Source organism: uncultured Martelella sp. (assembly GCF_963677965.2).
Lineage (GTDB): Bacteria > Pseudomonadota > Alphaproteobacteria > Rhizobiales > Rhizobiaceae > Martelella > Martelella mangrovi.
The window spans coordinates 171,252-184,404 of record NZ_CAXXFM010000002.1 but is presented as its reverse complement, the minus strand read 5'-3'; the positions used below and the strand labels follow the sequence as shown (position 1 = coordinate 184,404).

The following is a 13,153-nucleotide window of genomic DNA, read 5'->3' as shown; positions in this document are numbered from 1 at the left end:
CGCCTATTCCAGCACCAGACTGACAATGCCGAGCGTGCCATCGGGATCGGCAACCATGACCGAAACGCTGCGGCGTCCTTCTGAGATCAGTTCGACAATGCGCGAACGCACCTCCTGCGGCGTGGTCACAGCATCCTGCCCGACCTCGGCGATCACCATGCCGGGTTGAAGCCCTTCCGCGGCAGCCGCACTGCCGGCCTCCACCTCGGTGATCAGCACGCCCTCGACATCGCCGTCGATCTGGTAAAGCGTGCGGCCATTATCGTCGAGTTCGGCCAGCGTCATGCCGTAAAGGCTCACCGGCAGTCCCGGCGTCACGGCCTCGCCGCCCGCATCCGGTTCATCCGTTGTCGCAAGCGCGCCTTCCGTCTCTTCCGGGTCTTCCAGCAGTTGCGGCGTGACTTGAAGCGTCATCCGCTCGCCGTCGCGGATGATCTCGACATCCACGGGTTCGCCGATCCGACCTTCGGCTACAAAGCGCGGCAGGTCGCGGGTATTGTTGATCTCCTGGCCGTCAAAGCTCAGGATGAGGTCGCCTTCCTCAAGAGGACCGCCATCGGACGGACCGCCTTCGATGATCGAGCCGACAGCGACCGCCGGGCGATTGCCGGCGCCGAGCGTTTCGGCCATCGCATCGCTCACTTCCATAACGCGAATTCCGAGCCAGCCCCGGCGCGTACGCCCGAACTCGACAAGCTGGTCAATGACGTTTTCGGCAAGCTCACTCGGCACGGAAAAGCCGATGCCGATCGATCCGCCCGACGGCGACAGGATGGCCGTGTTGATGCCGATCACCTCGCCATCCATGTTGAACAGCGGCCCGCCGGAATTGCCCTTGTTGATGGCGGCATCGGTCTGGATGAAATTGTCATAGGGGCCGTCGAGTTCGCGTCCGCGCGCCGAAACGATACCGAGCGTGACGGAACCGCCAAGGCCGAAGGGGTTGCCGATCGCCATGACCCATTCGCCGATCCGCACCTTGCGCGAATCGCCAAACCTGACCGCCGGCAGCGGCTCGTCCGGCTCCACCTTGAGCACGGCAAGGTCCGTCTTGTCGTCCACGCCAAGCAGCGTCGCATCCAGCGTGGTGCCATCGGCAAGCGTCACCTCAATGGTATCGGCATTGTCGATGACATGGTTGTTGGTGACGATAATACCGTCCGGATCGATGATGAAGCCCGATCCGAGCGAGGAAATCTCACGGCTGTGCGGCCCCTCCTCGCCTTCGAAAAAATCCTCGAACAGATCTTCAAACGGCTGACCTTCCGGAACGTCCGGCAGCGGCCGGGTTTCACCGGACGGTCCGCCGTCTTCGGAGATCGAGATATTGACGACGGAATCCAGCAGCCCTTCCGCCATATCAGCCACCGACACATCGCTGAGCGTCTGGGCGCGGACTGGCGCGACAACGGCTGCAAGCGGCAGAACGGCGGCCGCTGCATAAACCCCCGCACCGACGACATAGCGCGCCAGGAAACGGCGAACCGGGAAAGTGTGCTCGACTGTCGTCATCTTGCCTCCGTCGGGTTGATTGTCTTCCTGTCGCAACAGCTGCGGCAAGCCTATCCGCGTATCAGCCAGACAAGGCCGACACCAAGCATCACGGCAATCAGTCCCGTTGCCCGCAACGCACCTTCCGAAATTGTCGGCAACAGCTTTGCCATTGCCACCAGAAACGAAGGGGCCAGTGCGTAGACCAGCCCCTCGATGATCAGATAAAACGCTAATCCGATCAGAATGTCCTGCAGGAGCATTAATCTGCTACCTGCGGCTGGGCCTCATCCGCGCCGTCACCGCCGGAAAGCGCCGGGCTCAGCGGCATCTTGCCGGCTCCGCTGTTGCGGAAGTATTCGAAGAATTCCGAATCCGGCGACAGAACCATGGTCGAGTTGTCCCCGAGCACGTCCCTGTAGGCGTTCATCGACCGGTAGAAGTAGAAGAACTCCGGATCCTTGCCATAGGCTTCGCCGAGAATGCGGTTGCGTTCGGCATCGCCTTCACCACGCAAAAGCTCCGAATCGCGGTTGGCGGACGACTGGATCTCGACAACCTCGCGGTCAGCGGCGGCACGGCGGACTTCGGCCCGTTCACGCCCCTGGGCGCGGGTGGCCTCGGCTTCGGCAAGACGCTCGGATTGCATCCGGGCATAGGTCTCGTCGGACACTTCCGGGGTCAGATCGGTCCGGCGAATGCGGACATCGACAATGGAGATGCCGAGCGATTCGGCAGCCGGACGCAACTGGTCGCCGACTTCCTGCATCATCGAAGCACGTTCACTCGAAAGAGCAGCCTGGAAATCCCTCAGACCGTAAACACGACGCAGCGAGGAATCGAGACGGGTGCGAAGCCGCGAAACCGCGACATCCCGGTCACCGGACACCGCCTCGCGGAACCGTTCGGGATCGGTGATCCGGTAGACCACGAAGGCGTTCACTTCATAGAACTTGCCGCCCGACACCTGAACACGGATATCGTCCAGATCGAAGCGCATGTCCTGATTGGAGATGAACTGCACCTTGTCGGCGCCGGCGAAAGCGAACGGCAGCTTGAAATAAAGCCCCGGATCACTCTTCACTTCCCGGATCTGTCCGAAGCGGATGACGAGGGCCTGCTCACGCGGATTGACGATGAAGATCGATGCATAGCCGAGCAGCAGCAGGACCACGACACCGGCCAGGATAGCGAAAACACGATTGGATGACATTACTGGCTCGCTCCCTGGGTCAGATTCTGTGTTGCGGGGGAAGATGTCTGCGACCCCGAAGAACGCTGGCTGCGCGCCGCATTGTTCCGGTCCACCGCATCCAGCGGCAGATAGGGAACGACGCCCTGCCCGCCCTCATTCTCGTCGACAATCACATTCTTCGAGCGTCCGAAGACATCCTGCATGGTTTCCAGATAAAGCCTCTTGCGGGTGACTTCCGGAACAGCGGCATAGGTCTCGTAGATCGAGTTGAACCGGCCGGCTTCACCTTCGGCATCCTTGACCACGCGATCCTTGTAGGCGGCAGCCGCCTCGCGGATCTGGGCCGCTTCACCACGGGCCGCACCGAGCACTCGATTGGCATACTGGTTGGCTTCCTCGAGATAGCGGTCCTCGTCCTGTTCGGCTCGCTGGACCTCGTCAAACGCATCGGCAACTTCCGTCGGCGGTGCAGCTTCCTCGATGGAAACGGCATTGACGGTGATGCCCGCGCCGTACTGGTCCATGGTGAACTGGATGATGTCCTTCACATCAAGCGAAATGCCCTCGCGGTCATCGCGGAACACGTCCTGTGCGGGACGCGAGCTGACGACTTCGCGCATGGCGCTTTCGGAGACCTGCTGCAATGTCAGGATCGGATTTTCGACGTTGAAGAGAAAGGCTTCCGGATTGGTGACGCTGAACAGAACGGCGAATTCGATATCGACAATGTTCTGGTCGCCGGTCAGCATGATTCCGGCACGCGCCGAAGTGCCGCCACCGATATTGAGCTGCTGTTCGGTGATGTTGACGGTCTCGACCTGATCGATCGGCCAGATCATCATGTGCAGGCCCGGGCCGGCGATTTCCTGCTGCGGCTTGCCGAGCCTCAGTTCGACACCGCGCTGGTCCGGCTGGATGGTATAGATCGACTGCATGACCCAGAACGCGGCAACCACGATGATGATGATCGCCACCAGTCCGACGCCGAAGCCACCGGGAAACATGCCCTTGAACTGATCCTGCCCCTTGCGGAAGAAATCCTCGATATCCGGCGGACCGCCATTGCCGTTACCACCGTTGCCGCCACCACCAGGACGCTTGGGACCTTGTCCCCACGGCCCCTGATTGTCGCCGCCGCCACCGCCCCCTCCCCAGGGACCGCCGCCATTCTGATTGCTCCAGGGCATTAACACCTCTTCCAAAAAAACTGTTTCAGGCTGCGGAACCTTGTGCCGCAGCCGCGCATTAACGCCAAAGGCGTTTGTACCCGTTATAGGGTCGCGGAAACGCGCTTTCAACGCGATCGGTCAACTGGGTGCCGAAATCGCGGTAAAATCCTGTTCATCCGCTTTTGCGAACGTAAACCACGTAGCGCGTCGGGTAGTCATCTTTCTCGCCCGCAGGAACCGTCTCGCTGCTTTCGACCTGCCAGATCGCCGGATCGATCTTCGGAAAGACGGTATCGCCATCGAGCGTCTTTTCCACATGGGTGATGTGAAGTTTTCCGGCATAAGGCATGGACTGCCGATAGATTTCACCGCCCCCGATCACGCAGACCGAACCGGCGCCCACAGCCTGCGCTTCTTCCTGCGCTATCTCAACTGCATCCTCCAGTCGATTGATAACAATGCAATTTTCAGCCTTAAATCCCTCATTGCGCGTGACAATGATATTGGTGCGATTCGGCAAGGGGCGCCCGATGGACTCAAAGGTCTTGCGACCCATGATCACCGGCTTGCCGACCGTGATCGCCTTGAAACGCTTGAGGTCGGACGATAGCTTCCACGGCATGTCCCCGTTGCTGCCGATCACGCCGTTTTCGGCAACCGCGGCAATCATTTCGATTTCAGGATAATTCATCGAACCGCCCTCAAACCGCGATCGGCGCCTTGATTGACGGCGCGGCCTCATAGCCTTCGAGCGTGAAATCCTCGAATGTGAAGGCGAACAGACCGGTGACGGCCGGATTGAGCCGCATCACCGGCAATTGCCCCGGAATGCGGGAAAGCTGTTCACGCGCCTGTTCGAAATGATTGGCGTAAAGATGCGCGTCGCCCAGCGTGTGGACGAAGTCACCCGGCTCAAGCCCCGTCACCTGCGCCACCATCAGGGTCAGCAGCGCATAAGAGGCGATGTTGAAGGGCACGCCCAGAAAAATATCGGCAGAGCGCTGGTAGAGCTGGCATGAGAGTTTGCCATCGGCGACATAGAACTGGAACAGGCAGTGGCACGGCGGCAGGGCCATGTTGTCGACCTCGGCCGGGTTCCAGGCCGTTACGATGTGGCGGCGGCTGTCGGGATTGTTGCGGATGCTTTCCACAAGCTTTTCGATTTGGTCGATATGGCCACCGTCCGGCGCAGGCCAGGAGCGCCACTGCGCGCCGTAGACGGGACCGAGATCGCCATTCTCGTCAGCCCATTCATCCCAGATCGAAACGCCATTTTCCTTCAGATAGGCAATATTGGTGTCGCCCTTGAGGAACCACAGCAATTCGTGAATGATCGAGCGCAGATGCAGCTTTTTCGTCGTCAGAACCGGAAAGCCGTCCGACAGGTCGTAGCGCATCTGGTAGCCGAAAACGGAGCGTGTGCCCGTTCCGGTTCTGTCGCTCCGGTCGGTTCCGTTTTCAAGCACATGGCCCAGAAGGTCGAGATATTGCCGCATGATGCTCCCTCGTGCAGTCGGTTCCTCGTTCTATAGCCATGTAAGGCGCATGGAAAAGGGTGTCGAAGCGCCTTTCCCCGCCTTTTGCGCGCCGCCCCCTTTGCAGAAGCGTCCGAAACACTTATATCAGGCATGCCGGTTCTTCCGGCTATGGTAATAAACGGCAATGTAATAAGCTCATTGGACCCGGGGGCGGTACCCGGCGCCTCCACCACAAACAGGCGGAAAAGGCCTGCTTGTGATGGGGGCGAAACAGGATCGACAAGAGTGTAAAGATTGACCTTTTGCCCGGCATGATACCACCGTTATCGGGTCAAACGAGTAGTTGCAAATGACAACAAAGCTCAGGGTTACGCTGTAGCTGCCTAATGGCGGTTCCAGAAACCCACCTTAAGTCCTTATGGGTAGCACTGTAAGGCGGGGTCCGGAGGCACCTGGCAACAGAAGCCTCCACCTGAATTTGAACAAAATCCCCTGTAAAGATTGCGCTCAGGCATCAGGCGAATTAATTGGCTGTAGTCAGATTGCAATCAAACGGCCAAGGGCGGGAAAGACGTGATGGGGCAAGACCATATTCGCTACGACATTCTGGCACAGGACGCCCTGCGCGGCATGGTGCGCAAGGTTCTCTCAGAGGTCGCCGCCACAGGCCACCTGCCCGGTGAGCATCATTTCTTCATCACCTTCCTGACCGGCGCGCCGGGCGTGCGCATCTCCCAGGCGCTGAAGGAGAAATACGCCCAGCAGATGACCATCGTCATCCAGCACCAGTACTGGGACCTGAAGGTGACCGACAGCCATTTCGAAATCGGCCTGTCGTTTTCCGATGTGCCCGAGCGCCTCGTCGTTCCCTTCAACGCGATTGTCGGCTTCTACGACCCGTCGGTGAATTTCGAACTCGAATTCGATGTCGCCACGCTGGACGTGGAAGAGGAAAAGCCTGTCGAGCCGCAGGTCGAAAACAGCGGTGATGACGACGGTCCCGGCGACGATGACGGCGCTTCGGTCGTCTCGCTCGACGCCTTCCGCAAGAAGCACTGAACGGCCATGGGCGCCGAGGTCGTCAATCTGCGACAGAAGCGCAAACGCGCCGCACGGCAGAAGGCGGCGGAAACAGCTGCTGAAAATCGCGCGATCCACGGACGCACCAAGGGCGAAAAACAGCGCGACAGGCTTGAGCGCGACAAGACGGAGCGGCTTTTCGAACAGGGCCGCATTACGTCCTTTCCCGCAAACCGCAAGGCTGAGGACAGCGACGATTGATCCGCAAACGCTCCGTCAGCCTGCACGGCCACCGTACAAGCCTTTCCCTCGAGGATGCGTTCTTCAGTGAAATTCATGACATCGCCGGTGAGCGCGGTGTCAGCCTTGCCGCCCTTTTAAGCGAAATCGACGATAACCGCGCGCCGGATGTAAACCTTTCATCCGCCGTGCGCCTGTTCGTGCTCGATCACCTGAAAGCCCGCTCGCAGCCATAAAGCCGCGCTCCGCAGGCGCCCTACTCTGCCGCCTTGCGCTGTTCGGCCTCATCGGCCGGCGCGTCGGGATTGCCGCCGGCCGTCTGCCGGTCGAGATCGGGGAAGGCGACGATGCGCAGGCCGCTGAGATCGGTGTGCAGAACGATCAGCCCCTGCTCCTCGAACCAGTCGAGAAAACGCCGGGCGCGCCGCGCCGAATGCGTGCCGTAGGCGCGCGCGATAACGGCATCCGACGGGCAGGCATCGCCCGCAATCGCCGCCTTTGCCAGCATCAGGAACACGCCCTGCAGATCTTCGGTCACATGGGCGAGCAGCGAAAGCGCCATCTGCCATTGCTCGCTTTCCACCATCGCATCATCCGCACCGGAGCGGGCGATGGCGAGCCGGCGGCGGAAATCGGACATGGCAAGCGGCGCACCGGAAATCCGCTTCATGCGGCCGCGCATCAAAAAGTCCTGATAAAGCTCTGAATCCGAACGGAAAGCTGATTCCGGAGAACCGGAAATCTCCGCCAGTGTCATCGCAATCCAGTCTTCCTTCTCCTCCTCGGACATCGCCGGCGCACGCGAACCGCGCACGGGCGCTTCCGGCATTTCGGCCTCTTCGGCGGATTTCGACAGCGCGTCGATGATGTCCACGGTCGGGCGCGGACGGGGCGCGACACGGCGCGGTGTTGTCGCCTGGCGCGCCATATCCTCCGGGTCCGGCGTGAAGATCAGGTCTTCGACATCCTCCGGCTTTTCCGGCAGCGGCATCAGCTTGGGGCTGGAGGAGCGCGCGGACGTCTCCACCGGCCCGATCGTCACCGCCAGCGGACGGCGCGACATGGCCGGGCCAAGGGCAACGAAATTGCCGCGCTTCAGGTCGCGGAACTGCTCGGCCTGCCTGCGGTCCATGCCGAGAAGATCGGCGGCGCGCGCCATGTCGATATCGAGAAATGTGCGGCCCATGAGGAAGTTCGAGGCCTCGGCCGCGACATTCTTGGCAAGCTTGGCCAGCCGCTGGGTGGCGATGACGCCGGCAAGGCCGCGTTTTCGCCCGCGGCACATCAGATTGGTCATCGCGCCGAGCGAAAGCCGGCGGACTTCCTCGCTCACCTCTCCGCCGGCCGACGGCGCAAACATCTGCGCTTCGTCGACAACGGTCAGCACGGGATACCAATGGTCGCGGTCTGCATCGAAAAGCGCGTTCAGGAAGGTCGCGGCCGCGCGCATCTGATCGTCGATTTCCAGACCCTCCAGCGTCAGCACACAGGAGACGCGATGCTGGCGGATACGGTTGGCAATACCGATCAGCTCCCCCTCGGAGCGCTCGGCATCCACGACGATATGACCAAAGGCCTCCGACAGCGTGACGAAATCACCCTCCGGGTCGATGACGACTTGCTGCACCCATTTGGCCGACTGTTCCAGAAGACGACGCAACAGGTGGGACTTGCCCGACCCCGAATTGCCCTGGACCAGAAGACGGGTCGCCAGCAGCTCCTCGATATCGAGTGTGGCCACGTCACCCGCCGATGTCGTTCCCATATCGATATCGACTTGCACTTGTTGCCTTTGCCTTCTTGTTGGTGTTGCGGCCCGTTTGTAACAGGTCGAAAGGGCCGCGCCGAGAGTTTGCGGGGTTACCCACAGCTTTCCGTGGTCATAATCCTGAGCATCTCGGGCGGCAGACCGAACACCGTTGAAAAACCCGCCTGCCCGGCGCGCGTCAGCATCAGCGCACGGCCGTCCGATACCGGCCGCAGCCAGTGTCGCGCGCAGCAGCGCTCCAGCATGGCCGCCCCAGCCAGCCGCCGATATGGTGACGCCGTTCGCTCCAGTCGAGACAGGTGCGGCAAAGCGCCCTTCGGCTGTGACGCGCCTCATTCAGAGAAACACCGAAATCCTGAAGAAAAACAGCGCCTTTGTCGGTGACCAGTCCGGCCTTTCCGTCGAATACGAGAAAGCCGGACTGCACCAGCGAATCCGTGATTCCGACGGCAATCGCACCGGCCATGTGGTCATAACATGTCCGCGCGAGCCTGAGCGCCTCGTCCTTTGGACCCGTCGGGCGATGGCGCACCGGGCCGGTTGCCGATAGCAGGCTCAGATGTTCCAGCGTTTCGGCCACCTCCGCCGAGGCCAGCCGGAAATAGCGGTGCCTGCCCTGTTTTTCGACCACAACCAGCGCACCGTCGACAAGCCTAGCGAGATGGTTGCTCGCCGTTTGCGGCGACACGCCCGCACAGGCGGCCAGTTCGCCCGCCGTCAATGCCTTTCCGCCAAGCAGGGCGGAAAGAATATTGGCACGCGAGACATCGCCGATCAGAGCGGCGACAGAGGCAAGCGTGTTTCCCGAAACGATGTTTGTCATGGCGCTCAATCTAGCACCGGACAACCGATCCGTCAGCGGCCGACAGTTCGCTCACGACCGAAACATCACGGCTTCGACTGCGGCTATCTCCTTCCTCACCAATTGAAGGAAACCGCCATGACCGAGATCGTTGTCCCCCAAAACCGCAAATCCGCATTCCCCCTCCAGATCGCCCGCAAAATCCGGCAACTGACCCGGCTGCTTCTTGTCTACTGGCCGCAACGGCGCAGACAGCGGCTGATACTGCGCGAACTCACCGACGAGCGGCTGCGCGATATCGGTATCGAACCGCATCAGGCCCAACAGGAGGCCGGACGTCCGTTCTGGGATTAGGTCTGCTTCAAAAACGCCTCGAAGGCGGCGAGCGTCTCGTCGGACACATGATGCTCGATGCCTTCGGCGTCCAGTTCCGCCGCTTCTGCCGGAACGCCAACGGCCAGCAGCAGGTCGCGCACCAACTGGTGACGGATGCGGGCCTTGTCCGCCATCGCCTCGCCGGCCTCCGTCAGAAAAACACCGCGATAGGGCCGCGAGGTTGCAAGCCCCTCCCGCTTCAGCCGGGAGACGGCCTTCGCCGCTGTCGGATGGGCAATGCCCATGGCTCTGGCGATATCCACCAGCCGCGCCTCGCCATGTTCCGCCGTCAGGTCGGCAATCAGTTCGGTATAATCCTCCAGAAGCGCTGAAGCACGTTCCGAACGGGCTTTGGAGAATCGGTCGGCCTGATCGCCCGGTCCGTCGGTCATATCCCTGCCTCCCGCAGCATCAACACACCTGTCTTTGCGAAAACCCGTATTTCCCGGCATCGAAACAGCCGAAAATAACATGTGATTGCATTTTAAAGCCCAGGCTAAACATTGTTATCACAAAATAATCGGAACTCCGCCGGCATGCAAGGGATTGCAGATATGACGCCGATTGACAAAAATGTAGCCTTGGCTATATTTGGAATATTTCCAAGTCCATTTTATTGCCGTATCCAAGATGTCAGACCATAATTCCAGACGCCCTTCTCTAAGTGATCGCACCAATACGGCCATCGAGCAGGCCATGGCTTCCGGCCATATCAGGCCGCGTTCAGCGCTGCTTTTCGCCGGCCCGGCGGTGATTGCTTCGATCGCCTATGTTGACCCCGGCAATTATGCCACCAATATCCAGGCCGGCGCTGGCTATGGCTACACGCTGTTATGGGTGGTGCTGTTCGCCAACCTGATCGCGATGCTGTTTCAGGGGCTTTCGGCCAAGCTTGGCATCGTCACCGGCCGCAATCTTGCGGAAGTCTGTCGCGACGAATTTTCAAAGCCCGTGGTCATCCTGATGTGGATCGTCAGCGAAATCGCGGCGATGGCGACGGATCTTGCCGAATTTCTCGGCGGCGCTATCGGGCTTGCGCTGCTGTTCGACATGCCGCTGATGGCCGGCATGGGGGTCACGGCGATTGTCACCTACGGCATCCTGCTGTTTGAACGCCGCGGTTTCCGGCCGATGGAGCTGATCATCGGCAGCCTGATTGCCGTCATCAGCCTCTGTTACATCGTCGAACTGTTCATCGCGCCGATCGCCTGGGGCGAAGCCGCCTTTCACATGGTCACGCCGGATATTCCCGATGCCACCGCGCTTGCCATCGCCGTCGGCATTATCGGCGCAACGGTGATGCCGCATGCGGTTTTCCTGCATTCCGGCCTCACCCAGCACCGCGTCAAGACCAGAAACGAGGACGACCGCCGCCGGGTGCTGCGGTTTTCCAACATCGAGGTCGTGCTCGCCCTTGCCGTTGCCGGCGTGGTCAATATGGCGATGGTGATGATGGCGGCCAGCGCCTTTCACAAGGGCCACAGCGAAGTGGCGGAAATCGAGACCGCCTATCACATGCTGACCCCGCTTCTGGGCGGTGCGGCCGCAGGCGCCTTCCTGATCTCGCTGATCGCCTCGGGCATTTCCAGCTCTGTCGTCGGCACCATGGCCGGCCAGATGATCATGCAGGGTTTTGTCGGCTTCCGCATTCCGATCTGGCTGCGCCGGCTGATCACCATGGCGCCCGCCTTTGTGGTCGTGGCGCTTGGCGTCAATGCCACAGAAGCGCTGGTGGTCAGCCAGATCATCCTGTCGATTGCGCTGCCGGTACCGATGATCTCGCTGGTCATCTTCACCCGCAGCCGGGCAATCATGGGCGATTATGCCAATGGACGGCTGATCGGGGCGCTTGCCATCATCGGCTCGCTAGCCGTCCTCTCGCTCAATATCGTGCTTCTGCTGCAGACCTTCGGCGTGCCGATCCCGGGGCTTGCCGCCGGCTAAGACACCGCTCCGCTCGCTACAATCAGGCCGAAACCCTGCATCAGCCGTGCGATCTCCGGGCGGACGTCGCGGCTGGTGAAGATCGCCAGATCACGGTTGGTTTCGCCGATTGCATCGGCAGGGCGCTGGCCCAGCACGCGTCTGGCCTGCAGGGCGATGGCTTCCGCCGGGTTCAGCCAGTCCACCGGCCAGGGCGCAAGCTTGCGGAAACGGTTGGCGAGAAACGGGTAATGCGTGCAGGCCAGCACCACGATATCGGTGCGCCGCCCGTCTTCCTCGACAAAACAGGGCGCGATTTCCGCCCACAGCACCTCATCGGAAACAGCGCCACCGCTGATATAGGCTTCGGCAAGGGCTGCGAGATATTTCGACCCCACCAGCCGGGCATGGCAATGCGTGGCAAAACTCTCAATCAGGGTGCGCGTATAATCCCGCTTCACGGTCGCAGGCGTCGCCAGTACCGAAATCAGCCCCGAGGCGGTGCGTTCGGCCGCCGGCTTGATCGCCGGAACCGTGCCGACGAAATCGGTTTCATGAAAACGCGCGCGAAGGGCCGCACCTGCCAGCGTGAAGGCCGTGTTGCAGGCGATGATGACGCAGGCCGGCCGGATATCGTCGAGCAGGCGCTCAAACAATGCCAGCAGATGTGCCAGCAACGCCTCTTCCGGCCAGTCGCCATAGGGAAAGGCGGCATTGTCGGCGATATAGACGAAACGCCGGTCCGGCATCAGCATGCGGGCCTCGCGCAGGACGGTCAGCCCACCGATCCCTGAATCGAATATCAGAACCGGACCCTCGCGCGCCTCAGCCATCGCTGCCCTCGCCGCCGCGCGGGCTCTTGCGGGTATAGCGATCAAGCGATGAAATCACCCCGCGCAGCAGATGGATTTCCTGCATGCTCATGGCGCGCCGCGTAAACACCGAACGCAGATTGTCGATCATGCGCGGCTTCTTGTCGGCGGGGCGGAAATAGCCGCGTGCATCGAGCGCGTCTTCCAGATGGCCGAAAAAGCCGAACAAGTCCTGCTTGGTGGCGGGCGTCTGGTCGACAGGCTGAAACGCCGTCCGACTTTCATCCTCCATGCCGGATTTCATCCATTCATAGGACATCAACAGCACGGCCTGGGCGATATTCAGCGAGGCGAAGGCCGGATTGACCGGAAAGGTCACGATCTCGTCGGCCATGCCGACCTCCTCATTATTGAGGCCCCAGCGCTCGCGGCCGAACAGGATGCCGGTGCGCTCGCCATCCCTGTATCGCTGACGCAGTGTTTTGGCGGCAACGCCCGGCCCCCGCACCGGCTTGTATCCGTCGCGGCTTCTGGCGGTCGTGGCATAGACGAAATTGAGATCGGCAATCGCATCGACCAGGGTGTCGTGAACCGTCGCCCCATCGATCACGTGATCGGCCTTGGAGGCGGCAGCCCGCGCGGTATCACTCGGCCAGCCGTCGCGCGGATCGACAAGGCGCAGTTCCGCAAGCCCGAAATTGGCCATGGCGCGCGCCACCATGCCGATATTCTCGCCAAGCTGCGGGTTCACCAGAATGATCACCGGTCCTTCGGCGATGAGCGGAAGCTCGCTGTTCGTGCCTGCCATGGCATCCTTCTTCAATTCATTCAGACGATGCGGCTTATCGCTCCGCACGCCCGCGATTGCAAGGAAAAGGCT

At 61.1% G+C, this 13,153-nt stretch carries 16 protein-coding genes and 1 other RNA gene; 6 read left to right on the top strand and 11 right to left on the bottom strand.

Translation table 11 applies throughout. The features are described 5' to 3' along the window. Window positions 1–3: 3 nt before the first annotated feature. The 6 genes from ACHZCU_RS18165 to ACHZCU_RS18140 all read right to left on the bottom strand — a co-directional run bounded on the left by ACHZCU_RS18165 (window position 4) and on the right by ACHZCU_RS18140 (window position 5,351). Window positions 4–1,512: a Do family serine endopeptidase gene (locus ACHZCU_RS18165; protein ID WP_319519971.1), complete on the bottom strand. Its 1,509-nt coding sequence runs from the start codon at window positions 1,510–1,512 to the stop codon at window positions 4–6. Between the two features lie 50 nt (window positions 1,513–1,562). Next, window positions 1,563–1,748, bottom strand: a complete 186-nt coding sequence (locus ACHZCU_RS18160; protein ID WP_319520129.1) for a DUF2065 domain-containing protein — start codon at window positions 1,746–1,748, stop codon at window positions 1,563–1,565. Window positions 1,749–1,753: 5 nt separating this feature from the next. Further along, window positions 1,754–2,704, bottom strand: coding sequence for a protease modulator HflC (gene hflC, locus ACHZCU_RS18155; protein WP_106311126.1), 951 nt, complete (start codon window positions 2,702–2,704; stop codon window positions 1,754–1,756). Further along, window positions 2,704–3,873: an FtsH protease activity modulator HflK gene (hflK, locus tag ACHZCU_RS18150; protein WP_319519970.1), complete on the bottom strand. Its 1,170-nt coding sequence runs from the start codon at window positions 3,871–3,873 to the stop codon at window positions 2,704–2,706. Before hflK ends, hflC begins: the two co-directional genes overlap by 1 nt. Before the next feature lie 154 nt (window positions 3,874–4,027). After that, a complete protein-coding gene (locus ACHZCU_RS18145; RefSeq protein WP_319519969.1) occupies window positions 4,028–4,546 on the bottom strand; it encodes a dihydrofolate reductase in 519 nt (172 codons plus the stop codon). Between the two features lie 10 nt (window positions 4,547–4,556). After that, window positions 4,557–5,351: a thymidylate synthase gene (locus ACHZCU_RS18140; RefSeq protein WP_319519968.1), complete on the bottom strand. Its 795-nt coding sequence runs from the start codon at window positions 5,349–5,351 to the stop codon at window positions 4,557–4,559. Between the two features lie 95 nt (window positions 5,352–5,446). Between ACHZCU_RS18140 and ssrA the strand changes: the two genes are divergently transcribed. From ssrA to ACHZCU_RS18120, 4 genes are all read left to right on the top strand, one after another. Further along, window positions 5,447–5,806, top strand: a transfer-messenger RNA (tmRNA) gene (gene ssrA / locus ACHZCU_RS18135). 103 nt (window positions 5,807–5,909) lie between these two features. Beyond that, a complete protein-coding gene (locus tag ACHZCU_RS18130; RefSeq protein WP_106311114.1) occupies window positions 5,910–6,392 on the top strand; it encodes an SspB family protein in 483 nt (160 codons plus the stop codon). A 6-nt stretch (window positions 6,393–6,398) separates the two neighbouring features. Further along, window positions 6,399–6,614 carry a DUF4169 family protein gene (locus ACHZCU_RS18125; protein WP_319519967.1) on the top strand — a complete coding sequence of 72 codons (216 nt, stop codon included), beginning with the start codon at window positions 6,399–6,401 and terminating at the stop codon, window positions 6,612–6,614. Next, window positions 6,611–6,829, top strand: coding sequence for a ribbon-helix-helix domain-containing protein (locus tag ACHZCU_RS18120; protein WP_319519966.1), 219 nt, complete (start codon window positions 6,611–6,613; stop codon window positions 6,827–6,829). Before ACHZCU_RS18125 ends, ACHZCU_RS18120 begins: the two co-directional genes overlap by 4 nt. A gap of 20 nt (window positions 6,830–6,849) precedes the next feature. Here the strand turns inward: ACHZCU_RS18120 and ACHZCU_RS18115 are convergent, their stop codons facing one another. Beyond that, the gene (locus tag ACHZCU_RS18115) at window positions 6,850–8,376 is read right to left on the bottom strand and encodes a helicase HerA domain-containing protein (RefSeq protein ID WP_394706133.1); all 1,527 of its coding nucleotides are present in this window, start codon (window positions 8,374–8,376) and stop codon (window positions 6,850–6,852) included. A 169-nt stretch (window positions 8,377–8,545) separates the two neighbouring features. Further along, the gene (locus ACHZCU_RS18110) at window positions 8,546–9,184 is read right to left on the bottom strand and encodes a helix-turn-helix transcriptional regulator (RefSeq protein ID WP_319519965.1); all 639 of its coding nucleotides are present in this window, start codon (window positions 9,182–9,184) and stop codon (window positions 8,546–8,548) included. A gap of 117 nt (window positions 9,185–9,301) precedes the next feature. On the opposite strand from ACHZCU_RS18110, the gene ACHZCU_RS18105 reads away from it, so the two are divergent. After that, a complete protein-coding gene (locus ACHZCU_RS18105; RefSeq protein ID WP_319519964.1) occupies window positions 9,302–9,517 on the top strand; it encodes a DUF1127 domain-containing protein in 216 nt (71 codons plus the stop codon). Here ACHZCU_RS18105 and mntR read toward each other — a convergent pair. Further along, entirely contained in the window at window positions 9,514–9,930 is a 417-nt protein-coding gene (mntR, locus tag ACHZCU_RS18100) for a manganese-binding transcriptional regulator MntR (RefSeq protein WP_106311098.1), read from the bottom strand. The genes ACHZCU_RS18105 and mntR overlap by 4 nt on opposite strands. Before the next feature lie 238 nt (window positions 9,931–10,168). On the opposite strand from mntR, the gene ACHZCU_RS18095 reads away from it, so the two are divergent. Beyond that, window positions 10,169–11,482 carry an Nramp family divalent metal transporter gene (locus ACHZCU_RS18095; protein ID WP_319519963.1) on the top strand — a complete coding sequence of 438 codons (1,314 nt, stop codon included), beginning with the start codon at window positions 10,169–10,171 and terminating at the stop codon, window positions 11,480–11,482. Here the strand turns inward: ACHZCU_RS18095 and murI are convergent. After that, window positions 11,479–12,294 (bottom strand): glutamate racemase, encoded by an 816-nt coding sequence (gene murI, locus ACHZCU_RS18090; protein ID WP_319519962.1) that lies wholly within the window; start codon window positions 12,292–12,294, stop codon window positions 11,479–11,481. The two genes, ACHZCU_RS18095 and murI, sit on opposite strands and share 4 nt — an antisense overlap. Next, window positions 12,287–13,081 carry an RNA methyltransferase gene (locus tag ACHZCU_RS18085; protein ID WP_319519961.1) on the bottom strand — a complete coding sequence of 265 codons (795 nt, stop codon included), beginning with the start codon at window positions 13,079–13,081 and terminating at the stop codon, window positions 12,287–12,289. The genes murI and ACHZCU_RS18085 overlap by 8 nt, the downstream gene beginning before the upstream one ends. Window positions 13,082–13,153 lie beyond the last annotated feature (72 nt).